This is a genomic window from Nocardioides daejeonensis (assembly GCF_003194585.1).
GTDB classification, from domain to species: Bacteria; Actinomycetota; Actinomycetes; order Propionibacteriales; family Nocardioidaceae; genus Nocardioides; species Nocardioides daejeonensis.
The window spans coordinates 475,541-498,699 of sequence record NZ_QHKZ01000004.1 but is presented as its reverse complement, the minus strand read 5'-3'; the positions used below and the strand labels follow the sequence as shown (position 1 = coordinate 498,699).

General features: G+C 70.6%; 22 protein-coding genes, 1 tRNA gene, 1 pseudogene and 1 riboswitch. Of the genes and pseudogenes, 15 read left to right on the top strand and 9 right to left on the bottom strand.

Annotated features, from left to right (window positions below; translation table 11 throughout):
• Position 1: 1 nt before the first annotated feature.
• The 3 genes from DNK54_RS13500 to DNK54_RS21155 all read right to left on the bottom strand — a co-directional run bounded on the left by DNK54_RS13500 (position 2) and on the right by DNK54_RS21155 (position 3,276).
• A complete protein-coding gene (locus tag DNK54_RS13500; protein ID WP_110207465.1) occupies positions 2–1,663 on the bottom strand; it encodes an ABC transporter permease in 1,662 nt (553 codons plus the stop codon).
• Complete coding sequence (locus DNK54_RS13495) at positions 1,639–2,736, bottom strand: thiamine ABC transporter substrate-binding protein (protein ID WP_204164590.1); 1,098 nt, start codon at positions 2,734–2,736, stop codon at positions 1,639–1,641. The genes DNK54_RS13500 and DNK54_RS13495 overlap by 25 nt, the downstream gene beginning before the upstream one ends.
• A gap of 4 nt (positions 2,737–2,740) precedes the next feature.
• A riboswitch (TPP riboswitch) is annotated at positions 2,741–2,854 on the bottom strand.
• Positions 2,855–3,102: 248 nt separating this feature from the next.
• Entirely contained in the window at positions 3,103–3,276 is a 174-nt protein-coding gene (locus DNK54_RS21155; protein WP_162602456.1) for a hypothetical protein, read from the bottom strand.
• 105 nt (positions 3,277–3,381) lie between these two features.
• On the opposite strand from DNK54_RS21155, the gene DNK54_RS13490 reads away from it, so the two are divergent.
• From DNK54_RS13490 to DNK54_RS13480, 3 genes are all read left to right on the top strand, one after another.
• Positions 3,382–4,311 (top strand): LysR family transcriptional regulator, encoded by a 930-nt coding sequence (locus DNK54_RS13490; RefSeq protein WP_110207463.1) that lies wholly within the window; start codon positions 3,382–3,384, stop codon positions 4,309–4,311.
• Positions 4,312–4,350: 39 nt separating this feature from the next.
• Complete coding sequence (locus tag DNK54_RS13485) at positions 4,351–4,641, top strand: hypothetical protein (RefSeq protein WP_110207462.1); 291 nt, start codon at positions 4,351–4,353, stop codon at positions 4,639–4,641.
• Between the two features lie 390 nt (positions 4,642–5,031).
• A complete protein-coding gene (locus DNK54_RS13480) occupies positions 5,032–5,691 on the top strand; it encodes a hypothetical protein (protein ID WP_110207461.1) in 660 nt (219 codons plus the stop codon).
• 35 nt (positions 5,692–5,726) lie between these two features.
• On the opposite strand, the gene DNK54_RS13475 is transcribed toward DNK54_RS13480, so the two are convergent.
• Positions 5,727–6,869, bottom strand: coding sequence for a zinc metalloprotease (locus DNK54_RS13475; RefSeq protein ID WP_110207460.1), 1,143 nt, complete (start codon positions 6,867–6,869; stop codon positions 5,727–5,729).
• Between the two features lie 214 nt (positions 6,870–7,083).
• Between DNK54_RS13475 and DNK54_RS13470 the strand changes: the two genes are divergently transcribed.
• The 3 genes from DNK54_RS13470 (at position 7,084) to DNK54_RS13460 (ending at position 9,356) form a co-directional block, all read left to right on the top strand.
• The gene (locus DNK54_RS13470; RefSeq protein ID WP_162602455.1) at positions 7,084–7,257 is read left to right on the top strand and encodes a hypothetical protein; all 174 of its coding nucleotides are present in this window, start codon (positions 7,084–7,086) and stop codon (positions 7,255–7,257) included.
• 281 nt (positions 7,258–7,538) lie between these two features.
• The gene (locus DNK54_RS13465; RefSeq protein WP_110207458.1) at positions 7,539–8,537 is read left to right on the top strand and encodes an IS481 family transposase; all 999 of its coding nucleotides are present in this window, start codon (positions 7,539–7,541) and stop codon (positions 8,535–8,537) included.
• A 24-nt stretch (positions 8,538–8,561) separates the two neighbouring features.
• Positions 8,562–9,356 carry a hypothetical protein gene (locus tag DNK54_RS13460; protein ID WP_110207457.1) on the top strand — a complete coding sequence of 265 codons (795 nt, stop codon included), beginning with the start codon at positions 8,562–8,564 and terminating at the stop codon, positions 9,354–9,356.
• A 134-nt stretch (positions 9,357–9,490) separates the two neighbouring features.
• On the opposite strand, the gene DNK54_RS13455 is transcribed toward DNK54_RS13460, so the two are convergent.
• Both DNK54_RS13455 and DNK54_RS13450 read right to left on the bottom strand, forming a co-directional pair.
• Entirely contained in the window at positions 9,491–9,895 is a 405-nt protein-coding gene (locus DNK54_RS13455; RefSeq protein ID WP_110207456.1) for a PaaI family thioesterase, read from the bottom strand.
• A gap of 55 nt (positions 9,896–9,950) precedes the next feature.
• Positions 9,951–10,520 (bottom strand): dienelactone hydrolase family protein, encoded by a 570-nt coding sequence (locus tag DNK54_RS13450; protein ID WP_110207455.1) that lies wholly within the window; start codon positions 10,518–10,520, stop codon positions 9,951–9,953.
• Between the two features lie 116 nt (positions 10,521–10,636).
• Between DNK54_RS13450 and DNK54_RS13445 the strand changes: the two genes are divergently transcribed.
• From DNK54_RS13445 to DNK54_RS13435, 3 genes are all read left to right on the top strand, one after another.
• Positions 10,637–10,709, top strand: a tRNA-Thr gene (locus tag DNK54_RS13445).
• A 382-nt stretch (positions 10,710–11,091) separates the two neighbouring features.
• On the top strand, positions 11,092–11,844 hold the full coding sequence (locus tag DNK54_RS21515) for a thioester domain-containing protein (protein ID WP_110207454.1): 753 nt from the start codon (positions 11,092–11,094) through the stop codon (positions 11,842–11,844).
• A complete protein-coding gene (locus DNK54_RS13435; RefSeq protein WP_239460097.1) occupies positions 11,729–13,168 on the top strand; it encodes an MFS transporter in 1,440 nt (479 codons plus the stop codon). Before DNK54_RS21515 ends, DNK54_RS13435 begins: the two co-directional genes overlap by 116 nt.
• A gap of 98 nt (positions 13,169–13,266) precedes the next feature.
• Here DNK54_RS13435 and DNK54_RS13430 read toward each other — a convergent pair whose 3' ends face one another.
• On the bottom strand, positions 13,267–14,895 hold the full coding sequence (locus DNK54_RS13430; protein ID WP_110207452.1) for a helix-turn-helix domain-containing protein: 1,629 nt from the start codon (positions 14,893–14,895) through the stop codon (positions 13,267–13,269).
• Positions 14,896–15,044: 149 nt separating this feature from the next.
• Between DNK54_RS13430 and DNK54_RS13425 the strand changes: the two genes are divergently transcribed.
• Positions 15,045–15,638: a hypothetical protein gene (locus tag DNK54_RS13425; RefSeq protein WP_162602454.1), complete on the top strand. Its 594-nt coding sequence runs from the start codon at positions 15,045–15,047 to the stop codon at positions 15,636–15,638.
• Positions 15,639–15,823: 185 nt separating this feature from the next.
• A complete protein-coding gene (locus DNK54_RS13420; protein WP_110207450.1) occupies positions 15,824–17,281 on the top strand; it encodes a serine/threonine-protein kinase in 1,458 nt (485 codons plus the stop codon).
• Here DNK54_RS13420 and DNK54_RS13415 read toward each other — a convergent pair.
• Positions 17,271–17,876 (bottom strand): helix-turn-helix transcriptional regulator, encoded by a 606-nt coding sequence (locus DNK54_RS13415; RefSeq protein WP_110207449.1) that lies wholly within the window; start codon positions 17,874–17,876, stop codon positions 17,271–17,273. The two genes, DNK54_RS13420 and DNK54_RS13415, sit on opposite strands and share 11 nt — an antisense overlap.
• 81 nt (positions 17,877–17,957) lie before the next feature.
• On the opposite strand from DNK54_RS13415, the gene DNK54_RS13410 reads away from it, so the two are divergent.
• The 4 genes from DNK54_RS13410 to DNK54_RS13395 are packed head-to-tail and all read left to right on the top strand — an operon-like array spanning position 17,958 to position 22,529.
• Complete coding sequence (locus tag DNK54_RS13410; RefSeq protein WP_110207448.1) at positions 17,958–18,239, top strand: DUF2249 domain-containing protein; 282 nt, start codon at positions 17,958–17,960, stop codon at positions 18,237–18,239.
• A gap of 12 nt (positions 18,240–18,251) precedes the next feature.
• Positions 18,252–18,728, top strand: coding sequence for a hemerythrin domain-containing protein (locus DNK54_RS13405; RefSeq protein WP_110207447.1), 477 nt, complete (start codon positions 18,252–18,254; stop codon positions 18,726–18,728).
• Positions 18,715–19,869, top strand: a complete 1,155-nt coding sequence (locus DNK54_RS13400; protein WP_204164589.1) for a hypothetical protein — start codon at positions 18,715–18,717, stop codon at positions 19,867–19,869. The genes DNK54_RS13405 and DNK54_RS13400 overlap by 14 nt, the downstream gene beginning before the upstream one ends.
• The gene (locus DNK54_RS13395; RefSeq protein ID WP_110207446.1) at positions 19,866–22,529 is read left to right on the top strand and encodes a multicopper oxidase domain-containing protein; all 2,664 of its coding nucleotides are present in this window, start codon (positions 19,866–19,868) and stop codon (positions 22,527–22,529) included. The genes DNK54_RS13400 and DNK54_RS13395 overlap by 4 nt, the downstream gene beginning before the upstream one ends.
• 48 nt (positions 22,530–22,577) lie before the next feature.
• Here the strand turns inward: DNK54_RS13395 and DNK54_RS21510 are convergent.
• Positions 22,578–23,099: pseudogene (locus tag DNK54_RS21510) on the bottom strand (phosphatase PAP2 family protein); the annotation flags it as partial.
• Positions 23,100–23,159: the final 60 nt, after the last annotated feature.

The following is a 23,159-nucleotide window of genomic DNA, read 5'->3' as shown; positions in this document are numbered from 1 at the left end:
GTCAGAATCCTCCTACTCCGGGCACCCGGAGTCGTTCCACCGCAAGCATGACGAGCGCGGTCGCCGCGGCGAGCACGACCGAGGCAGCCACGGCGGTGCCGTAGTGATGGGCGCCCGGCGTACCGAGGAGCCGGAAGATGAGGACGGGCAGCGTCGGATGCTCCGAGCGCGCCAGGAAGGAGGTGGCGCCGAACTCGCCCAAGGAGACCGCGTAGGCGAAGCCGGTGGCAGCCAGCAGCGGCTGCCAGACCACCGCGAGGTCAACGGTCAGGACGCGGCGCAACGGCGAGGCGCCGAGCCCCGCGGCGGCCTGACGCTGCCGATCGTCGATGCCGGCCAGGACGGGCACCAGGATCCGGACCACGAGCGGCAACGCGACCAGCGCCTGGGCGATGGGGACGAGCAACGGGGAGTCGCGCAGGTCGAGCGGGGGCTCGTCGAGGGCGATGAAGAAGCCAAAGCCGAGCGTCACCGCAGAGACCCCGAGGGGAAGCATGAAGAGACCGTCGAGCAGCCCCCGCACTCGCCGTTCGACGCGGTTGTGAGAGCGCCGGGTGACCGCGAGCGCCACGAGCAGGCCGAGAGCGACCGCCATCCAGGTCGCGTCGGCGGCGACCCGCAGGGAGTTCGCCAGCGCCTCCAGCACCGTCACCGGGATCGCCGGGTCGTCGGCGGCGTTCAGGTGCCGGTAGTTGCCCAGGCTCCAGTCGTCGCCGACCCGGAACGACCGCAGCGCCAGCGAGCCGACGGGCACCAGCACCAGGGCCAGCCCGGCGAGGGCGACCGCGATGGCCGGCAGGTCGCCCGAGCGCACGCTCCGCGGCCGCGCGAGCACCCGCTGCCCGGTCACCTGACCGCGCCGGGCTCGTTGCGCCACCGCCAGCAGGAGCACGACCACGAGGAACTGAAGCAGGCACAGCGCCGCGGCTGCCGGCAGGTCGAAGAGCACCGTGGTCAGGAGGTAGATCTCGGTCTCGACGGTCGCGTGCCGCATCCCGCCGAGCACCAGGACGACGCCGAAGGCGGTCGCGCAGAAGAGGAACACGACGGTGGCCGCCGAGACGACCGAGCCTCGCAGCGCCGGCCAGGTCGCGATCCGGAAGACCTGCCACGGGGTGGCCCCCAGCGCGGCCGCAGCCTGGGCCGGGCGCGGGTCCAGCGACTCCCAGGCGGTGCCGACGGTGCGCACCACGACGGCCAGGTTGAAGAAGACCATCGCCGCGATGATCGCCCAGGGAGTGCCCTCCCAGCCGAGGAAGGCGAGCGGACCGTCCGCTCCCAGCAGCTGGTCGAAGGCAACGCCCACCACCACTGTCGGCAGCACGAACGGCGCCATCAGGACCGCGCGGATCACCCGGGCTCCGGGAAGCCGCAGCCGGTGCAGGGCATGGGCCGTCGGTACGCCGACAGCGACCGCGAGCACCGTCGCCGCACCTGCCGCCCAGACCGTGAACCAGAGCACCCGCAGGGTCCGCTCCCGTTGCAGCGCGGCCCAGGCGGGCTCGAGGTCGAACCGGCCATGCGGCCAGATTCCGAGGCTGATCATCGCGCTCACCGGGAGCACGAAGAAGACGCCGAGGACGACGACGGGGAGGCCGGCCAGCCCGAGCAGACCGGCCAGTCGCCGTAGGGATCCGGTCACCGGGAGGTGAGGTCGGTCCATTCGGTCAGCCACTTCTGTCGGTTCTCGTCGATCTCCGCCGAGCTCACCTGCAGCGGCTCGCTCGGCTGCTTGGCGTACGCCGCCCAATCAGCGGGCAACTTCACTGTGTCGTCGACCGGGAAGACATACATCTGCTCCGGCAGCGCCGCCTGCACCTCGGGGCTCAGCAGGAACTCCAGAACCCGCGCGGCACCCGCTGGGTTCTTCGCGCCCGCCAGCACTCCGGCGTACTCGACCTGACGGAAGCAGGTGTCGAGCAGCGCCTCCGTGGTCGACGTGCCGCTCTCCTCATCGATGGTGAAGGCGGGCGAGGTGTCGTAGGAGACGACGATCGGGCGGTCGCCCTCGCCGCCACCGGTGAAGTCGCTGTAGTAGGCGTCGCTCCAACCGCTGCTCAGCTTGGCGCCGTTGTCGAGCAGGCGCTCCCAGTAGCCCTGCCATCCGTCCTCGCCGAACTCGGCGATGGTGGCGAGCAGGAAGGCGAGCCCCGGCGAGCTGGTCGTGGCTGCCGGGATAGCCGTGAGGTCGCGCCAAGCGGGATCCGCCAGGTCGTCGAAGCTCTGCGGCGGTGACTGGTCGTGGTCGGCGAACCAGGCGGTGTCGACGTTGACGCAGACCGAGGCCTGGTCGACCGGCACCAGCTGACTCGCCGCCTTCCCCTCGAGGCGCAGCTTCTCCGCGCTGGCAGGAAGGTCGACCTCGGTGTCGGCGAAGACGCCTGCCTCCACCGCGCGGGTGGCAAAGGTGTTGTCGACCCCGAAGGCGAGGTCGGCGAAGGGGTTGTCGGCGTTCAGCGCCAGCTTGGTGGTGAGCTCGCCGGCGTCCCCCGACGGCCGCACGGTCAGGGTGATGCCGGTCTCCTCCTGGAACGCCTTCACGAGCTTCTTGGGCAGGGAGAACGACTCGTGGGTGGCCAGCACCACCGTGGTGCCCCGGAGCTCGTCGGGCCCAGCCGACGGGTCGGTGCCGCCGGAGGCCTCATGCTTCTCGGTGCCGCCCATCAGCGAGCAGCCACTGAGGGCCGTCGCCAACGCCAGGCCGAGCAGGCCGGCTCGTCGCGTACGCCGACGCATGGAATGACTCATTGAACTGACTCCCTATCGCCGGTGCTAACCGGATCAGGTCCTGAGGGTCTGCGGCTGCTCCGCACTCTCAGCTCACCCGCATGGGTGGGCTCCCCTGTCTTGTGTCATCGAGCCTAGATGACCGCGCCCGGCACGACCACCTCGGGTCGATACCGGCGTCGGCCCCGTCGAGATGTCACCAATGAGTTGTCGAGTGCCCCAACGACCAGGCGATTCTCTTGGGCCGCTCAACAGGCTGAAGCTGGCGTCTCGGCGCAGATGCAGACTGCGCCCCGGCCGGTACGGCGGAGCGCAGGTGCGTGCCGAGCGGCGGCTCGGCGTCGGGTGACTCGAGCAGGCGGTGTGGCCTGCGGCTCAGGCGGCGCTTCGCGCCTCGGTGACGACCTCGATCTCACGGCCCATGGACCAGACCTGCTCAGCGCCGCACCAGCAGGTGAAGGCCAGGCCACCGTTGTCGGCAACGCCGCGGACCTGGCTGGGGAAGATCAGCTGGGACTTGTCGCAGGAGCTGCAGTGGTGGACGAACATGGCGGGCCTCGCTGGATCGGGACGGAACGGTGGCACGGACAATTCTCCGTCACTGCAACCGATAGGGGTAGGCTTTCTTTCCTTGGCGATCCCTAGGGGAAACCTATGCTTTCTCTGCATCAGCTCCGCTGCTTCCTGACCACGGTCGAGCACGGCTCCCTGACTGCCGCGGCGGAGCAGCTCGGCTACGCCCAGCCGAGCGTCTCCGAGCAGATCCGGAGCCTGGAACGGAGCCTCGGCGTCACGCTCTTCACCCGCGTCGGCCGGGGCGTCGTACCCACCACCGCCGCGGAGACACTGCGCCCTCATGCGGAGCAGACTCTGGCCGCGGCGGACGCCGCCGAGCGCGCGGTGCGCAGCGTGGCGACCCTGGAGACGGGCACGATCCGGTTCGGCGCCTTCGGCACCGTCCGGCTCTACGCAGGCGCCTCCCTGGTGGCCGACGTGCTGGAGCGGCATCCGGGCGTACGCGTGGAGCTGGTCGGCCAGAACTCGACGGAGGTCCAGGAACAGCTGCGACGCGGCCATCTCGAGGCGGCGATGATCGCGATCCCGCAGGTGACCGCCGAGGGGCTGACCGTGATCCCCGTCGCCCGGGACGAACTCGTCTACATCAGCGCAGACCCTGAGCGCCTGGCCCGACCGGTCACCGCCAAGGCGCTCGCCAGCGCGCCGCTGGTGATGGCCGAGGCGAGCTTCCGCGCCGAGGACTCGACGCGCCGGATCCTGCGCCGCTGGCTGCACGAGATCGGCATCAGCACCACCACCCGGATCGAGGTGGAGGACGTGGAGACCGCCGTCGAGCTGGTCGGGCGAGGTCTCGCCGACTCGATCATCCACAAGGGCGCCGCGCGGCAGCTCCTGCCGCGCCTGGCTCCCGACGCCGGCTACACGTCACTGCGCCCCAAGCAGTGGGACACACTCGCCATCGCACACCGCACCGACGCCGTCCTCTCACCAGCCGCACGCCTGATGATCGAGCTCGCCACCCGGCGCATCCAGTCGATCGCCGAGCCCCTCGGGGCGGTCCCGTAGGGTCGTTCCCGGCATCTCACCACCACACCAGGAGCAGATATGACGCACGACCACGAGGAGACCGAGGACCTCACCCTGAGCGTGGCCGCGCAGGCCGTCGCCGACGAGTCCCTCACCCACACGGCGGAGCTGTCCGCGGCCCGCCCCGGCATCCACCTTGAGCTCTCCGAGCTGCCGGACACCTCGCCCGACGCCGACGACTGGGACCTCGACTCCGAGGCCGATCTGGGGCTCAAGATCATGCTCGCCGGCATGGACCCGGAGATGGCCGTGCAGCTGCTGCGCGTCGCGATCGAGTTCCTTGAGGAGGCCGAGGTCGAGGAGGACTGACCTCCCGCCTCACTGCTCCTGGCCCGACCGGATCACGGACGGGAATGTAGAAGCCCCGCAGGCGTCTCGGGTCACCTGCGGGGCACTGCAAACAATAGCCGCCGCGACCTGACGAAGCACGAAACCACGCCAATCTCCCCCAAGTGGTCCAGACCATCGGGACGTTCGGCCCGGTCGCGCATGGCCCGGCCCCGCCCCCGCGGCACCGTTCCGGGCAGTCCGGCGGGACCCCGCCCAGCAGCGACGTACAACGACCGTAGAATCATCGTCCGGACGTCAGCCTCGCCCCTGCGGAGGGCGTCCTGTCCCCGGTCGTCGCCCACATGGCGACCGGGGACGTTCCAGGGGTTATGCCCTGTTCACGTGAGTGGTGTCATTAGGATCTTCGCGATGACCCAGACGTTCGCCGCGACCCGGTACCCCACCCCGCACCTCCTCCGGGCGCTCAATCTGACCGCCAAGGCGGGATTGGTGCTGATGCTGGCGACCGCGCTGCTGGCGCCGGAGCTGGGCCATATGGAAGACAAGGCGGCCGGCGTACGCGCCATCGCCTACCCGATGCTCTCCTTCGCCGTGCCCGCCATCTGGTGGTGCTTCTGGCGCGAGCGGGCGTCGTTCCCCTGGCTGGCCGACTTCCTCATCACACTGACCTGCTTCACCGACATCCTCGGCAACCGGCTCGACCTCTACGACCAGATCGTCTGGTTCGACGACTGGATGCACTTCGTCAACACCGGCCTGCTCGCGGCCGCCTGGGTCCTGCTCACCCTGCACCGGAGTGCCACCCTCGCCGCCACCTTGGAGCGCGCGCTGGCGTTCGGCGCGACCGCCGCCATCTTCTGGGAGATCGGCGAGTACTTCGCCTTCATCTCCAGCCACACCGAGAAGCGGATGGCCTACGTCGACACGCTCGGCGACCTCGGCCTCGGCGTGATGGGCGTGGCGGTCGCCGCATTCACCGTGCATGCCTGCTGGCGCAACGGGCTGCTCGCCTCCGCCGCTCCGCAGCTGGAATGGTCACGCGACCAGCAGCAGTCGCCGATGTCGTGACGCTCGCCGCGGGCGAGCTCCGTAGCGGGACCCTCCTAGAGACAGCCTCGTACGGCGCCGAGCCGGATCGCGCCGGCGAGATCGCCCGCGCCCATCAGGTGGTTGCGCCACGAGACCGTCGGGGCCATCAGCTGCTCCGCCCCCTGGGCGTGCCCCAACCCGACCACGTGCAGCACCTCGTGCGTCATCGCCTGGCCCCAGGTCGGGTTGCCACTCGCGGCGAAGCCGAGCGGAAGCCGCGCCGTGCGGTTGAAGAGGATGAAGCCGTGGGCGACCTCGTAGGCCACGTCCCGCCCCGAGATCGGGTACATCGTGTTGCCGCCGAGCCCGACCGCACCACGCTGGAACGCCGCGACCTCGGTGCCGGCCCAGCCCACCACCACGTCGGCGTCGGGTGCGCGGACGCCGGAGGCGGGGACGAGCTCCGTCGTACCGACGTACTTGAAGCGGAGTCCGGTCGCTCCCGCGACGCGTGCGAACGCGCGCGACACGTCCGCCAGCGAGCCGGCGTAGCCGCCGGTCGGGTTGTAGCGCCAACGGATCACCAGGCACGGATCCCAGCGTCCCGTCACCCCGTCGTGCAGCCAGCGCCAGTCCGTCAGGCTGCCGAGCAGGCCGGCACCGGCAGCCAGGGGCTCGACGGCATCGAAGAGATCCTCGGTCGGGTCCGGGTCCGGCGTGGGTCCGGGCGACGTCGGCTCGTCGACCGGCGGCTCCCCGAGCATCGGCTCCTGCACCTCGACGACCTGCTTGACCGACGTCAGAGCGGGCCACGGGCGCGCCTTCGGCGCACGCACCCGGAAGGTGCGATGACCCGGCTTGACCCCCGCGTTTCCGCTCAGCGTGGCGCGGCCCTTCTTCGAGGTGCGAGCGGTAGCGACCACTTTCCAGCCACCTGCGCGGCGCTCCTGGAGTTGGACGGGCCGGCGAACGGCGGTCGGTAGCTGCACCCGAACCCGGAACCTTGTCCCCACCAGGACCCTCGGCGGTGTCTGCACACTGACCTGCTTGGCCGCACGTGCGCGCAAGGGAGCCGGAGCGTCGACCCAGGTGGTGGTGATCGGCGCGGCCTCGGGCTGCGTAGTCGACGGGGTGAGGCCGGCGACGTGCACGGTGAAGGCCAGCAGAGCCACGCCGACCAGTGAAGTGAATCGGCCGGAACCGTCGATCTGATGCATCGCCCTCGCCTCCCACCGGCAGGTTCACATGGGCGTGGCGACTCTGTGGAGGGCTCGGGGCGGGGTCTGGACGGGAGTTGGACGGCGTGGCCCGAGCGGGCCACGCCACGATCACCCGGCTGGGGGGTGGCACTCTGCCGACCGTCCCCGGCCGACCGCTTGACCACCGGCCTCCTGGGTACCGGAACGCGACGAGGCGATGCAGGAGGTGACCATGAGCAGCCACGAGCACGAACAGGTCGATCCGGACACGACCAGCGACCCGAACCTCTCCACGCAGCAGGAGGAGCGCGAAGACGAGGGAACGCCGTCGGACTGGAGTTCCGAGGGCGGCGCGACCGTCGAGGGGCCGGCGACCCACTCCGGGCCCGCCGACGAGCACGACTAGGCCGTGTTGGTCAACGCTCGGCCGTCGCGAGCGCGGCATCCACGGAGTGGCTGGCAAGGCGGAGGAGGGAGGCGATGCGCCAGCATCGTTGAGTGACGACAACGCAGTCCAGGCGCCCGTGGGGCCGCGCACAGCAGGCCACGGCGTTGAGCAACACGGCCTAGGTGTGATGTCCAGGGACGTTGTTTCGGTGACACGGCTGTGAAGAGCTGACGGGCGAGGGCCTCCGGTTGTGAAGTGGAGCTGTTGAGTTCAACCGCTTCACGAACCTGGAGGCCCTCGTGTCCCACGCTAACGCTGCCCTGACCCCACGCGCCCGTCTTCGGTTGGCGCGTCTGATCGTCGAGGATGGATGGTCTGTCGCCGCTGCGGCGAGGATGTTCATGGTCTCGCCCGTCACTGGCCGCAAGTGGGCGGACCGGCTGCGTTCGGAAGGGCCTGCCGGAATGTCGGATCGGTCGAGTCGGCCTCGGTCGATGCCGACGAAGACCCCACCGGCGACAGTGAAGCGGATCGTGAAGGCGCGGTGGCGTCGACGGCTCGGCCCGGTCCAGATTGGTGGCGAGCTCGGCCTTCCCGCCTCGACCGTCCATGCCGTGCTGGTCCGGTGCCGGATCAACCGGCTCTCATCGATCGATCGGGTCACCGGAGAACCGATCCGTCGTTACGAGCACGAGTATCCCGGGTCGTTGCTCCACGTCGATGTCACCAAGTTCGGCAACATCCCCGACGGCGGCGGCTGGCGCTTCGTTGGCCGTGTCCAGGGCGAACGCAACCGTGAGGCCACCGCCACCCGTCTGCAGAGCCGGAACCACCGCTACGAGCCGCGCTTGGGCACCGCGTTCGTGCACACCGTCATCGATGACCACTCCCGCGTCGCTTACGCCGAGATCTGCACCGACGAGAAAGCCGCAACGGCGATCGGTGTTCTGCGTCGCGCCGTGACCTGGTTCGCGGACCGTGGTGTCCGCGTCGAACGCGTCCTCTCCGACAACGGTTCGGCCTACAAGTCCCACGCATGGCGCGACGCCTGCAAAGAACTCGAGATCACCGCGAAGAAGACCCGCCCCTACCGGCCGCAGACCAACGGGAAGATCGAGCGCTTCCACCGCACCCTCGCCGATGGCTGGGCCTACGCAAAGCTCTACTCATCAGAGACTGAGCGCCGAGAAGCACTCCCCGGCTGGCTGCACTTCTACAATCATCACAGGCACCACTCCGCGATCGGAAACCCGCCCATCAGCAGGATCGAGAACAACCTGCCTGGACATCACACCTAGCGCTCCGTATGCCATGCTCGACGGGTGATGATCCGACCCGCCGAGCTTGCGGCCATCCGCCGCGGCGAGATCGATCTGGCGTTCCGGCGTTGGGACCGTCCCCGGGTCCGCACCGGGACCCGGCTGCGCACCGCGATCGGGCTGGTCGAGATCCTCTCTGTCGAGCAGGTGGCCGCATCGGGTCTGCGGGCCGAGCACGCCGACCGTGCTGGCTACAACTCGCTGGCCGCCCTCAAGCAGGCGGTCTCCGCGCGCGCCGACCGGCCGCTCTTCCGGGTCGAGGTGCGCTATGCGGGCCCCGATCCGCGTGACGCCCTGCGAGAGACCCTGCCCGACGGGGCCGAAGTGACCGAGATCCTCGCGTGGCTCGACCGGCTCGACCACAACTCCGCCATCGGCCCGTGGACCCGGCAGACGCTGCGGATCATCGACGACAACCCCGAGCGGCGCGCTCCGGAGCTTGCTGCCGAGCTCGGGCGGCCGACTGCCGACTTCAAGCGCGACGTGCGCAAGCTCAAGGAGCGCGGACTGACCGAGTCCCTCGCCATCGGCTACCGCCTCTCCCCCCGCGGCGAAGTGGTTCTCGACCACGGCAGCCCGAGGCGCACCCGCGCCCCCCGCCGTGCCGGCACACCACTCCCCCGCACCATCGGCGCTCCCGCCACCAGAGCCCTGCGCGCCGAGGGACTCCACAGCCTCGAGGCCGTCGCCGCGCGGCGGCGTACCGACCTCGCGGCCCTCCACGGCGTCGGCCCCGTCGCCCTCGACCGCCTCACCGCCGCTCTCGCCGACCTGGGCCTCTCCTGGGTCCCGGAGTGAGCACAGTTTCCCCGCCCGGGCGGGGAAACTGTCGCTTGTAGGCCGTAGCAACAGCACACAAGAGAGCAATTTCCACGGCAGGTGCGCGGGAGCAACGACGGCGTGTACGCCGAAGCGAGGGGTTGGTGTCGTCCCTAACGCAGCACCGCGTGGCTGGAGACTGCCTTGGCGATGACCCGGCCGCGTTGGGTGATCTCCGCTTCAGCGGAGACGATGCGACTCCCGGCGGCGGAGACCCGTCCGTGGCAGAGGAGAGGCTCGCCGGGAAGCGCGGCGCGCACGTACTGCACGCTCAGCTGCACGTGTGGCGCCGGCGTACCCGGGGACAACTGAGCGTGGGCGGCCCAACCCGTGGCGGTGTCGAGAAGCGAGGCGAGGAAGCCGCCGTGCACGATCCCGCCGCCGTTGCAGTGCTCGGGCCCGGGGTCCGCCTCAACGTGAGCGACGCCATCGGCCAGGCCCACGTAGCGGAAGCCCAGCAGCTCCGAATAGGGGCCTGGGGCGGGAGAATCGGTCGGCAGTCGATGAGGCGCGGGCATGCCCGGACTCTAGGCCCGAACTCACACCGGAGCGCCCACGAGGGGCGCACGAGCCTCAGCCGAGCAGCGGAAGCGCGCGTTGAACCAGCAGGCGGACCGCCGCCTCGTCGTACGACGGCAGGGACGAGTCCGTGAAGAGGTGCTGGTCGCCGGGGTAGAGGAAGAGCTCGGCTCGGGAGACGTCCTCGGCCAGAGCTCGTGCGGCATCGACATCGCCCTCGTCGGCGAAGAACGGATCGCCCTTCCTGCCGTGGATCTGCACCGGCACCTCGTCGGGCCACGCCCCGCCGAACTCGCCCGGCGGAACGCACGCCTCGAGCAGCAGCGCGGCGCGCGCCCCTGGACGGGTCTGCGCAAGCCTCTGCGCCGGCATCACGCCCGCGGAGATGCCCGCGTAGACGAGCTCGGCAGGCAGGCGCTCGGCCGCGTCGACGCCACGACTCACGATCTCGCCGAAGCCGACTGCCTGAGCGTGGGCGATGCCATCGTCGAGGCTCTCGAAGGTGTGGCCGTCGAAGAGATCCGGCGTGTGCACGGTGTGACCTGCCGCCCGGAAGCGATCAGCGAGCTCAGTGACGCCCGTGGTCAACCCGAGGACGTGGTGGAAGAGGATCATCTCGGCCATTCCTCCACCCTGCCATGGGGCTCCGACAGCCGCATCCCCTCGCCAGACACCCGCCGTTTTCACACCGCGCGCCAGCATCCGTATACTTCCTCGCGCTGCCCGGCGACGGACAGCACGCCGCCTTAGCTCAGTCGGTAGAGCGAATCACTCGTAATGATTAGGTCGTCGGTTCGATTCCGACAGGCGGCTCCGAGAGAAGGGCCTGTGGTCAGCTGACCACAGGCCCTTCTTCATGGCCCGGACCTGCGCGAGCTGTCCCCCGAGCAGGGACCAATTTCGGCCCTGGTCGTCGCCAACCGTCGACTTCGCGCACCCCATCGGTCAGGGTCTCTTGACCGGTCCCTGGCGCCGGCGCACGCAGAGCAGCCCAGCGCAGTTGGGCGCCGAGTTCCGCTCGTTCGCATCTCGGATGTGCTGAGTCTCGTGTGGTGGCAACAGCTGCTGCGTGCCGTCGTACGTGTCGGGGCTGGTGTGTTCCATATCAGGCGGAGAGGGGCTCGGCGGCCATCGTCGAGGAGCCCGCCGGTCACGCACCGCGTGACGCGAGATCAGAGAGGCATGATCGACGAACGTGAGCGAGATCAAGAGACGCCGGAGGGTGCGCGGACGGTGGATCGCCGCGGCCGCACTGGCACTGACCGCCATCACCGCGCCGGCATGGACGACGGGCGCTGCGGCAGATCCGGACGCCGGCGCGACCGTCTATCTCGGCGGCAAGCTCCAGGGCTACCCGGGTACCGGCCTGCACGGCGTCTACAACCAGCAGCCGGCCGACCCCGGCAACCCCGGGGCCCCTGACTTCTGGGCCTACTGCATCGAGCATGACGTCGACGCCGCGCCGCACCGTGACGCGACGGTCGGCGACTTCGCCGACTACCTCGGCAACAACCACTTCAGCGATCCCGTCGTGCAGGGCAAGGTGCTCTGGATCCTCGCCCACAGCTACCCGGCGCTCAGCCTGTCGGAGTTCGGCACCGCAGCCGGCGTCCCCGGCATCACCCAGAACGACGCGATCGAGGCGACGCAGTACGCCATCTGGCGGTTCACCGACCTCGACTTCGACGCGAGCTGGGCGTGGGAGACGGACGCCTCGAAGGTGTCCGCGGTCACCTGCAGGACACGTGGGTACCGCCGTGAGCATGACCGAGGGAGCAGCAGGCCCTGTCACGGGCCGGATCACCACCGACATCCCGGCTCGCCTGGACCGCCTGCCCTGGGCGAGGTGGCACTGGCTGGTGGTGATCGGCCTCGGCACGGTCTGGATCCTCGACGGACTCGAGGTGACCATCGTCGGCTCCATGTCGGAACCGCTCAAGCCTGGTGACACCGGCCTGGGACTGAGCAACTTCGACGTCGGCCTGGCTGGCGCGACCTACGTCGCCGGCGCGTGTATCGGCGCTCTCTTCTTCGGGCAGCTCACCGACCGGTTCGGACGGAAGCGCCTCTTCCTCCTCACCCTCGGGGTCTATACGGTCGCCACCGTCGCGACAGCGTTCGCCATGACTCCCTTGTGGTACTTCGCCGCGCGCTTCCTCACCGGTGCCGGGATCGGTGGCGAGTACGCCGCCATCAACTCGGCGATCGACGAGCTGATCCCCGCGCAGTACCGCGGGCGTGTCGACGTGGCGATCAACGGCTCCTTCTGGATCGGCGCGGCCGGCGGGTCGTTGCTCACCATTCCGCTGCTCGACCCGACGCTCGTCGACCCCGCATGGGGCTGGCGCCTCGCCTTCGGACTGGGTGCGCTGTTGGCCTTCGGCATCCTGCTCGTACGCCGGCACGTGCCGGAAAGCCCTCGATGGCTGTTCATCCACGGTCGGGAGGACGCCGCGGAGCAGACCGTACGGAAGATCGAGCAGACCGTCACCGCCGAGGCCGGGCGCGCCCTCGAGCCGGTATCCGAGACCATCACGATCCGACAACGTCGGAGCATCGGGATGGGTGAGATCGCGCGCACCGTCTTCACGCTCTACCCACGGCGTACCGTGCTCTGCTTCTCGCTGTTCGTCGGGCAGGCGTTCCTCTACAACGCCTTCTTCTTCACCTACGGCGACACCCTCACGACGTTCCTGGACGTCAAGCAGACCGGCTACTACCTGGCGATCTTCGCCGCAAGCAACTTCATCGGCGCGCTGGTGCTCAGCCCCCTCTTCGATCGCCTCGGCAGGATCCGGATGATCGCGGGGACCTACATCTTCTCCGGAGCGCTGCTGGGCGGCACCGGCCTGCTCCTGGGTCGTCTTGACGCGGTGGAGCTCACCGCCCTGGGCGCGCTGATCTTCTTCTTCGCCTCGGCTGGCGCGAGTGCGGCGTACCTGACTGCCAGCGAGGTCTTCCCGATGGAGACCCGCGCGCTCTGCATCGCGTTCTTCTACGCCGTCGGTACCGCCGCCGGCGGGATCAGCGGGCCGTTGCTCTTCGGTGCCCTCATCGAACGCTCCGCCGACAGCGGCGAGATCACCGGGATCGCGGTCGGCTACTTCATCGGGGCGGTCCTGATGATCGCCGGCGGCGTCGTGGAACTGCTCCTCGGCGTACGCGCGGAGGGCCGTTCACTGGAGAGTCTCGCGCAGCCGTTGACCGCCGAGAGCGCCGGTCCCGAGCCCGACGCCCGGGTTCAGGCCGCCACACCACCGACCACAGGATAAGGAGTCGCCATGCCCATGCCCCCAACCAAGCCGAGCACCGAAGGCGACCACGGGCGACTCGTCGCCCCCTAGGTGCTCGTCGCAGGAGGGCGCCGTCGTCAGGGGCTCGCCGCCCGCGTGGCCCACCAGAGCCGTGCGACGTCGAAGCGCGACGTTGCCTGCCAACGCACCCGGATGTCGCCGATGTGCTTCTCGACCGCCTTGACGCTGATCTCCAACTCGGTGGCGACCTGGGCGTTGGAGCGCCCCTGCGCGATCAGGGCGGCCACCTGATCTTGGCGCGCGCTCAGCGGGGCCGGGGGCATCATCGACGCTTCCCCAGGCCCGGGGCCAGCGACGGCGAGCAACCCGATCCGGGTCGGCGCACCGAAAGCACACAGCACCCTCGACGCATGGGTGCGCACGGTGTGCGGCGAGAGGAAGAGTGACTCCGCGATCGACCCGAGGTCGGCACCGGCGAGGATCTGCCGGGCTACCTCCGCCTCGCGCGCCGAGAGCACCGCCCACCCGCCGCCGGCGACCGGAGGCAGGCGGCGGCGTACCGCTCCCAGCGTCTCCGACGCCGACCGTCGTACGGCGACATGACCGGCACCGTCCGCAGCCGCCACCACGGCACGCAGGCTCTTGGTCGCTGCGGCTACGTCGTGGCGGGCGATGCGGGCGCGGGCCAGGACGATCTCGCCTTCGGCCGCCTCGACCACGCGGTCCTGCGCCCGGCAGTGTCGGATGCTGCGCTCGGCTCGTTCGATGGCTTCGTCGACGGCGCCCCGGGCGAGAGCGAAGCGACTGAGCGCCCGGTCCGCGGTGGGGCCGACGATCCGTGTGTCCACGAGCTCCGCCAGGTGCGCAGCCCACACGGCTGCGGCGGGCTCGTCCTCCTCCAGGAGTGCGGCGACCAGCAGGAGTTCCAGGCCCAGTCCACGATCGATCAGCGTGCAGCGCGTCAGAGCCTCGTCGCCGCCGGCGCGGAACACCAGCCCGGCGGCGGCAGTGGGGTCGCCGGTCGCGATCGCCCCGAAAGCCAGCAGGAGCAGGACGCCCCGGTCCACCCAGTCCGACGGATGCTCCGGCAGCGCGGCGAGCACCCGATCACGCCCCGCCATCGCGTCGGGGTGGTCCGCGTTGCCCAGGACGAGACAGTCGACTGCCTCGGCGACCGTCTCCAGGCGGTTGCCTGCGCCGGCTGCGTGCATTCCGGGAAGCAGGTCGGTCGCGTCGGCGATCCGGCCGCGGAAGGCCGCCAGCCGCACCCAGCAGGCAGCCATCAGCACCGCGCTCGGGCGATCCGCCCAGACCTCCGCAGGGTGTCGCCACGGACCCTGGACACGGGCTGCCTCGTCGAGTCGCGCGGAGACCAGGGCGGCCTCGGTCGCGAGATAGCGCATGAGCGCCCACCAAGGAGTGTCGTCGGAGCATGCCAGGACGGCATCCACCGCCGCGGTCACCGGATCGTCCGGCGTACGTCGATCCGCAAGTCCCGAGCAGGCCAGTGCGGTGGCGACAAGCGCGAGGGCGCGGGCCTCCTCGTCGTCGGCCGCCCCGACCGCGCGGGTCGCCGCAACGAAGGCGGAGTCGAAGTCGCCCGTCCAAAAGGAGGCGACCGCGAGGAGGCTGTCCGCTGCGGACGGGTCGGCTTGTCTCGCACGCTCGGCAGCGTCTCGGGCAGCCGGAATCCGCCCCTCGGCCAGGAGGTCGAGGACCTTGCCCACCAGCCTCAGACGGTCCACGCGAGAAATCCTAATTGAGCAGTTCGCTGGCAGATGGCGGCTCACGGAGCGGAATGTTCGAGTCCGTGATTACGCGCAATCCCTACTCCCGCGCGGCACCCGACGGGCTGGATGATCCGTGCAGCACCGACACCGCCCGAGGAGGCGCCATGCGTCGTACCCCTGCTGCCCTGGCCGCCAGCGCCACCGTCCTGCTCCTGCTCCTGGCGGGCTGCGACAGCGACTCCTCCGACTCCTCGAGCTCCTCCAACCAGCAGACCCAGGACACCGGCAACGACAACAACGCCGGCACCGCACCGGGCAGCGACCAGGTGGAACTCCCGGTGCTCTGCGATCTGGTGACGGCCGAGGATGTCGGGGGAATCCTCGGCCTCACCGTCGAGCTCGAAGCGGGCCCGTTCGACGACTGCGAGTTCTCCGCGCCGGACGACCTGCGCGACTACAGCGGTGCCCTCGGCGCTCTCAGCGTCGACACCGGCAACGGCGGATTCGACGCGCTGAAGAGTGGTTCGAAGGCGGCGATGGACGCCCCGGTCGAGCACGAGATCCCGGTGGGCGACGCCGGATACGTCACGACAGGCACCGTCTTCGGCGGGGAGAATCTGCAGGCGAGCGCCGGCGCGCTGGTCGGCGGCGTCGCCTACACCGTCACCCTGATCCAGGGCAGCGGGCACACCGAGGCCGAGATGGTCGAGGTCAGTCAGCGACTCCTCGAGCTCGTGCTCAGCAGGACCGGCGGCTGACCGGGCCGCGCGTGCGGCGGCGTACCTCGCCTCGGGGTCCTTCAGTCCCAGACGTCACACCTTGTGACGTTATTGCTCGCCTGGTGTGCGTAGCTACGGCATACCAGTGACAGATTCCCCGCCCGGGCGGGGAATCTTGAGGATTATCGTGTGCGCCGAAGGCCGAGGGAAGGGGCGCGGAGGCGATGGCGCAGGTAGGTGGCGAGGCGACGGTGGGGTTGGTGCCGGGCGTGGACCTCGGGCCGGAGATCGGGCGTGGCGGGTTCGGGGTGGTGCACCGAGGGGTGCAGGTGTCGGTCGGTCGCGAGGTGGCGGTCAAGATCGACAGCAGGCCGTTCGAGGACGAGCGGAACCGGCGGCGGTTCCTGCGGGAGGCGACCGCGGCAAGCAGGATCAGCGGCCACCCGCATGTCGTCTCGTTGATCGACGTCGGGGTGACCCGCGACGGGCGGCCCTACCTGGTGATGGAGCTGTGCCCGCACGGCAGCCTGGCCGACGTGCTGCGCGCGCAGGGGCCGCTCACCGCTGCGGAGGCGCGCGACCTGGGGCTGGCGGTCTGCGGCGCTCTTGCCGCGGCCCATGAGGCGGGGATCGTGCACCGCGACGTCAAACCGGCGAATGTGCTGATCGACGGATTCGGTACGCCGCGGCTCTCGGACTTCGGGCTGGCCGCGATGCCGGAACCCGGCCGTGACCTCTCGGTCACCCTTGAGGCGTTGACGCCCGCCTACGCCTCGCCGGAGGCGTTCGAGAGCCGCCCACCCACGCCGCGCTCCGACGTGTGGTCGATGGGCGCCACCCTGCACGCGATGATCTCCCGGGTCTCACCACGGCGTACCGCGGACGGCTCACCGACCCCGATCCCCGAGCTCATCGCCCGCCTCGCGGAGCCGATGCCCGACCCCGGTATCCCCGGCAGCGCGGACCTGATGCGGGTGATCGCACGGGCCTGCGCCTACAACCCGGCCGACCGCTACCCGACCGCACGGGAGATGTACGACGACCTCAAGGCGCTTCAGCTCCCGCACGGCACCGGCGGCCGCGTGCTCGGCGGCCCTGAGGCGGCGTTCACCAGCCTGCCCGCGCCACGGCCGGTACGTCGCGCGGGCGGCCGTCGCTGGCCGGGCCTGGTGGCGGCCTGCGCTCTCGGGCTCACCGTCGGCGCCGGCGTCACCCTCGGGATCGCCGCCATCGGCACGGAGGAGCCGGCCGCCGCGAGAGCGGGCGAACCCCCCACCACCCCGTCGGGCAGCTCATCGGAGCAGGCCGAGACCGCGGAGGAGCAGTCGCCGTCCGTCGGCACCTGCTGGGGAGGGATCACCAACATCACCGGCCAGATCACCGCTCGGAGCGCGAGCTGCGACACCGCGCACAACTGGGAGACCTACGCCAGCGGCCTGCTGGCTGCTGACATCGCGACCCCCTACGAGGAGGACGTGCTCGCGGACCCGACGGTCGCTGCCACCTGCGGCAAGGAGGCACTCCAGGCCTATCTCGGCGACGACCCGCGCTACCGCAACGCCACCTTCCGTACCGAGGTGATCCCGCCCGACCAGATCGCCTTCACCCGCGGCGCGCGCGGCTTCTCCTGCGTCGCCTCGCTCGACGGCGAAGGTGCACGTACGGCGTCGCTCAAGGAGTGATCCGGACCGCGCAGCTGGTCGGCGTGGCGAAGGGAAGCAAGGTCGCGACCGCTCCCGCCTCCTCGGCCAGCCCGTCGAGCATCCCCGCATGCAGGGCGCAGACCAGTCCCTGGTGGGAGTCGACGAGCTCGCGGAAGGGGCAGTTGCGCAGCTCGATCTCGGCCTCGGCGTGATGCGGCTCGAAGCCCAGCTCATCGAGGACCGCAGGCACCAGCGCCTCTGCCTCGCTGGGCCGCTCGGCAGCCAGCCGACCGCCCCAGGCGCGGCCGGCCTGCCGTGCGGCGTGCTCGGGGTGATCCTCGGTGCGAGCGAGGTGGTCGACCAGCACCTCGGCGAGCAGCTCGTAGTTGCGTCCGCCTGCCCGGGCTCCTCGTCGGGTGGGCCGGTAGACGGTCAGCGGCCGACCTCGCCCGCCCGTCTGCCGGGTGTCTTGCTCGATCAGGCCGGCCTCCTGGAGCGCGGCGGTGTGCGCCCGTACGGAGTTGCGGTGCAGCCCGAGGGCGGTCGTGAGGTCCTCGACGGTGGGCGCAGCCGACGCCGTGCGGATCTCGGTGAGCACCCGCTCTCGGGTGCTCACCGACTCATCGTTCGTCACAGCTCCTCCTTGCCGTCTGGCCATTATTTTTGCACAGTTTGCCTGTGCTCTAATAGGGGGACAACGAAGAAAGGGAAGCACATGCAGGAACTGCCCCTCACCGAGGTGACCTCCGGCTGCGGATGCGAGGAAGAGCACGGTCTCCCCGAGCTCGACGCCCGCATGATCCCCCACAAGATCCGCCACGGAGCCGTCATCGGCGCGTTCGGTCAAGTGCGACCCGGCGCGGCGATGGTGCTGCTCGCTCCGCACGACCCGAAGCCCCTGCTGGCGCAGCTCGGCCAGCTCGAGGGCGACGCGCTGGAGATCAGCTACCTCCAACAGGGCCCGGACGTCTGGCGCCTGCGCCTCGGCCGGAAGTGACCGGCTGACGCCATGGCCGAGACCGCAGGGCGGGTGCTGGAGCACGACCACCACCGCATCGATGACCGGTTCGCGGCGTTCGCCGCCTCTCTCCCCGAGGGCCGGATCGATGCCGCGGCGTTCCACGAAGCCGCCGACGCTCTCCGCCACCACATCTATGTGGAGGAAGAGCTGCACTTCCCCGCCCTGCGCGCTGCCGGCCTGCTCGCTCCGGTGCTGGTGATGCTGCGCGAGCACGGCGAGATCTGGGACCTCCTCGACCTGATCTCGACCGCCCTGGCCGACGGCGACGACGCAACCGCCCGCGCCTCCTGGCCGCCGCTGGCCCACCTGCTCGAACAGCACAACGCCAAGGAGGAGCGGATCCTCTATCCCGCGGGCGACCAGATGCTGCCGGCCGAGGTTGCCGACGAGGTGATCGCCACGCTCACCTTGGGCGTCACGACGCCGGGCTGGACCTGTCAGCTGGCCGGCCGTGAGCAACAGTGACCGGGCCGTACGGCGCCCGCACCCGCGGGCACTGCTGGCACTTCCTGCCGGGCTCGCCCTCCTGGTCGGCATCGACGCCGGACTGACCCGTCTCGACGCATGGCCGCCGGTCCCCTCGCCCCGCCTCGGCGAGCTGCACGGCGTGCTCATGGTCGCCGGCTTCCTGGGCACGCTCATCTCGCTGGAGCGTGCCGTGGCACTGGCCCGCCGTTGGGCGCTGCTGGCTCCGGGCGCCCTCGGAGCCGGTGTGCTTGCTCTCATCCTGCCGACCGGCCTCGACCCCCGTCTCGGCGAGAGCCTGCTGGTGGTCGGCGCGATCCTGCAGTGCGCCGTCCAGATTCCGCTCTGGCAGCGCCAGCGCGACGACGCCGTCCTTGTCTCCGCAGTCGGCTCGGCCTGTCTGCTCGGCGGAGTCGTCCTTTGGCTCGGTGGAGCCGACCCGTCCTTCGCGCTCGTATGGTTCGTCGGCTACGTGGTGTTGACCATCGCCGGAGAGCGCCTCGAGCTCGCCCGGATGGCCATGTCGCAGACCGCCGGGCGTGACGTGACGCTCCTCGGCCTCGCGCTGACGCTGGCCGTTCCTGCCGCGACGCTCTGGCCCGAGGTCGGCGCCCGCCTCCTCGGACTGGCCCTGATCGGCATCGCCCTGTGGCTGGCGATCCACGACGTGGCGCGCCGTACGGTCCACGGCCGCAGTCTTCCCCGCTACGCCGCTGCCTGCATGCTGGCCGGCCAGGTCTGGCTGCTGGTCGCCGGAGCGATCTGGCTCGTCGTCGGTCCGCTCACCGAGGGCGCCGGCTACGACGCCGCAGCCCACGCTGTCTTCCTGGGGTTCGCGATGTCGATGGTCTTCGCACATGCCTCGACGATCCTGCCTGCGGTCACGCGGCTCCGGCTGCCCTACCGGCCCGCAATGTGGTGGCCGTGGGCCCTCCTGCACTCCTCCCTGCTGCTCCGGCTGTACGGCGGCGACGTCGTGGGCAGCGAGCTCGCGCGGCGGCTCGGCGGTGCAGGCAACGCAGCGGCGCTGCTGCTCTTCCTGCTGGTGGCAGGGGTCTCGACAGGCTCGACCACCGGAGACAGCCGGGTCTCGACAGGCTCGACCACCGGAGACGGCTCGACCACCGGAGACGGCGCATGAACCTCACGGTCGGCCGGTCGCCCGGACCCACTCGGGAGACCGGCACGCGTGGCTTCTGGCCGCTGCGCGACCTACCTGGGGTGCTGTGGATGATCGCCGTCGTCGTGGTCAGTGCCCTCCACCCGCTCGTACCCGCGCCCCGCTGGCTGATGATCCACCTCTTCGTGCTGGGCGCGGCCGGGCACTCGATCCTGGTGTGGAGCCGCTACTTCGCCGACACACTGCTACGCCTGCCCACCACGCCGCGGGCACAGCAGACACCACGGCTGCTGGTCTTCAACCTCGGCGTGCTGAGCGTCGTGCTGGGGGTGCCCACCGGCTGGTGGTGGCTGGTCGCCGCCGGTGCGGCAGGGGTCGCGGCCGCGGTCGCGTGGCACGTGATCAGCCTGGCGCTGGGACTGCGCTCCCGCTTCTCCTCGCGGTTCTCGGCCACCGTGCACTTCTACATCGCTGCCGGCATCCTGCTCCTGGCCGGCGTGGTGCTGGGCGCCTGGATCGCCCGCGACCCCGGCGAGCCGCTCGAGACTCGCCTGCGGATGACGCACATCGGGCTCAACCTGCTCGGCTTCATCGGGCTGACGGTGATCGGCACGGTCGTCACTCTCGGCCCGACGATGCTCCGCACGCGGATCCCGGACGGCGCCGAGCGACGCGCACGCCTGGCGCTCGCGCTGATGTTCTCCGGCATCGCCCTCGTGGCTGCCGCCGCACTCGTCGACCGGCCAGAAGTCATCGTCGTGGCGCTGCTCGGCTACGCAGCCGGGGTAGGCGTCGTCCTGCGCGACCTGGCCCGCGCCGCACGCGCGAAGCCGCCGACGTCGTACCCGACCTGGTCGTTGCTGGCCGGGCTGCTCTGGTTCGTCGGCCTGCTGGTCGCCCTGGCCGCGGGCATCGCCGGCGCGCTGCACGGCGGCTCCTCGGACGCGGCAGCCTGGGCGGCGCTGGGCAGGCCCGTCGAGTGGCTGACGCCCTACCTCGCGGCGGGCTTCGTCGCCCAGGTGCTGCTCGGTGCCCTCTCCTACCTGGTCCCGGTCGTGATGGGTGGCGGGCCGGCCGCGGTCCGGGCGATGAACCGCGACCTCGACGCGGGCGGAGCTCTCCGGGTCACCGTCGTCAACACCGGCCTGCTCGTGTGCGTGCTGCCGGTGCCGAGCGTCGTCCGCGTGCTGAGCTCCGCGCTGGTCCTGGTGGGGCTGGCGAGCTTCGTCCCGATCCTGCTGCGAGCGATCCGGCGGCGCCACCGCGGCCAGGCAGACACCTCCCTCGAAGCACTCGAACGGCCGGCGGGGCAGGTCACCGGTCTGGCGGCGGTCGGGCTGGTCGCCGTCGTACTGTCTGTCGCCCTGGGGGCAGCGGTCGATCCGTCGGCGCTCGACGGGCCGGTGACCTCCGCTGCCGGCGGGGTCACGCCGACCGGCTCCACGACCGAGGTACGTGTCGAAGCGGCAGACATGCGCTTCACTCCGTCTCGGATCGAGGTGCCCGCCGGGGACCGACTGGTCATCACCGTGGTCAACACCGACGACTCCGACGTACACGACCTGGTGCTGGAGACCGGCCACGACAGCGGGCGACTCGCGCCCGGCGACGAGGCAACGATCGAGGTGGGAGTGGTCGGGCGCGACCTCGACGGCTGGTGCTCGGTGGTCGGGCACCGCCAGATGGGGATGGTCCTGGAGATCGTGGCCGTCGGGGCCGGTTCCGACGGGCCCGAGCAGGCCACGCCGGAACGCCCGACACCGGGGACGAGCGAGCACGAGATGCCCGGTCACACCACGGATCACTCGATGCCGAAGACCGGCGACCCGTCGGCCGACGCCCCGATCGTCGATCCCGTCCTTCCTCCGGTGGCTCCCGGCCGGGTGCACCGCTACACGATCCGGGCAACCGAGCAAGAGGCCGAGGTAGCGCCCGGCGTGGTCCAACGCCGCTGGACCTACAACGGCACCGTCCCCGGCCCGACCCTCCACGGCAAAGTCGGCGACATCTTCGTCGTCACCTTCGTCAACGACGGCACAATGGGGCACTCGATCGACTTCCACGCCGGCGTACGGGCCCCCGACGAGGTGATGCGGACGATTCCGCCGGGTGAGTCGCTGACCTACCGGTTCACTGCCGAGCGCGCGGGTATCTGGATGTACCACTGCTCGACGATGCCGATGAGCGCACATATCGCTGCGGGACTCTTCGGTGCTGTCGTCATCGACCCACCCGACCTGCCCGAGGTCGATCGCTCGTTCCTCCTCGTGCAGTCCGAGCACTACTACGGCGAGGACGGGGCCGACATGGACAAGATCAACGCCGAGCAGCCCGACGCGGTGGTCTTCAACGGCTATGCCGACGGCTACGCTCACCGACCCCTCCGCGTACGCGCCGGTGAGCGCGTGCGGATCTGGCTGCTCAACGCAGGACCGGGCCGGCCGCTCTCCTTCCACGTCGTCGGCGGCCAGTTCGACGCGACGTACGCCGAGGGGCGATGGCTGCTCGGCGATCCTGCGGCGCCTGCTTCCTCGGGCGGCGCCCAGGCCCTCGCGCTGCTACCGGCGCAGGGCGGCTTCGTGGAGTTGCGGCTCGACGAGCCGGGCAGCTATCGGCTGGTCAACCACGTCATGGTCGACGCCGAGCGTGGTGCCTACGGGACGCTCGAGGTGGTTCCGTGAGTCGCGAAGGCGCCGGGCATGCAGTCGATGCGCGGCCCACAACGCGGCGAGGACGATGGCAGCACCCACTAGCGGGTCGAGCAGGTAGTGGTTGGCGGTGACGACGACGCTGAGGAACATCGCCACCGGCAGGAGCGCGCCCAGCACCCGCACCCAGAGGCGGCGCGACTCGACCACCAGCGCGATCCCCATGAGCAGGTCCCAACCGGCATGGAAGCTCGGCATTGCGGCGTACTGGTTGACCAGCGACGGTGGCTGGAAGACCCGGTAGGCGCTGCTCTGCTCCGTGACCGTATCGACCAGGCCGATGTCGAGGAGCCGCGGCGGACAGACCGGGAACGACGCGAAGATGACCATGCCGACCAGGCCCGAGAGCAGCAGCGCGTTGCGGTAGATCAGGAAGCGGTCCGGACGACGCCAGGCGAGCCAGCCGAGGACCCCGACGATCACCGGCCAGTGCCCGAAGATGTAGACCCAGTTCGCCAGCCGCGCCAGCGTCGGGTCGCCGATGACCTGCGCTTGGAACCAGGCTTCGTGGCGCAGTCCCAACCACGACTCGACCTCGAGCACGCGGTGGGCGTTGCGGGTCGCAGCGCTCAGACCGCCCTCGGTGAGGTGGCGGACCCCGAA

Coding starts and splice junctions, on each gene's coding strand:
- DNK54_RS13420 (WP_110207450.1), top strand. CDS start 15,824: ATGGCGCAGGTAGGTGGCGAGGCGACGGTGGGGTTGGTGCCGGGCGTG.
- DNK54_RS13455 (WP_110207456.1), bottom strand. CDS start 9,895: ATGCCCGCGCCTCATCGACTGCCGACCGATTCTCCCGCCCCAGGCCCC.
- DNK54_RS13470 (WP_162602455.1), top strand. CDS start 7,084: ATGAGCAGCCACGAGCACGAACAGGTCGATCCGGACACGACCAGCGAC.
- DNK54_RS13490 (WP_110207463.1), top strand. CDS start 3,382: ATGCTTTCTCTGCATCAGCTCCGCTGCTTCCTGACCACGGTCGAGCAC.
- DNK54_RS13405 (WP_110207447.1), top strand. CDS start 18,252: ATGGCCGAGACCGCAGGGCGGGTGCTGGAGCACGACCACCACCGCATC.
- DNK54_RS13495 (WP_204164590.1), bottom strand. CDS start 2,736: ATGCGTCGGCGTACGCGACGAGCCGGCCTGCTCGGCCTGGCGTTGGCG.
- DNK54_RS13480 (WP_110207461.1), top strand. CDS start 5,032: ATGACCCAGACGTTCGCCGCGACCCGGTACCCCACCCCGCACCTCCTC.
- DNK54_RS13450 (WP_110207455.1), bottom strand. CDS start 10,520: ATGGCCGAGATGATCCTCTTCCACCACGTCCTCGGGTTGACCACGGGC.
- DNK54_RS21155 (WP_162602456.1), bottom strand. CDS start 3,276: ATGTTCGTCCACCACTGCAGCTCCTGCGACAAGTCCCAGCTGATCTTC.
- DNK54_RS13485 (WP_110207462.1), top strand. CDS start 4,351: ATGACGCACGACCACGAGGAGACCGAGGACCTCACCCTGAGCGTGGCC.
- DNK54_RS13500 (WP_110207465.1), bottom strand. CDS start 1,663: ATGGACCGACCTCACCTCCCGGTGACCGGATCCCTACGGCGACTGGCC.
- DNK54_RS13395 (WP_110207446.1), top strand. CDS start 19,866: ATGAACCTCACGGTCGGCCGGTCGCCCGGACCCACTCGGGAGACCGGC.
- DNK54_RS13475 (WP_110207460.1), bottom strand. CDS start 6,869: ATGCATCAGATCGACGGTTCCGGCCGATTCACTTCACTGGTCGGCGTG.
- DNK54_RS13410 (WP_110207448.1), top strand. CDS start 17,958: ATGCAGGAACTGCCCCTCACCGAGGTGACCTCCGGCTGCGGATGCGAG.
- DNK54_RS13425 (WP_162602454.1), top strand. CDS start 15,045: ATGCGTCGTACCCCTGCTGCCCTGGCCGCCAGCGCCACCGTCCTGCTC.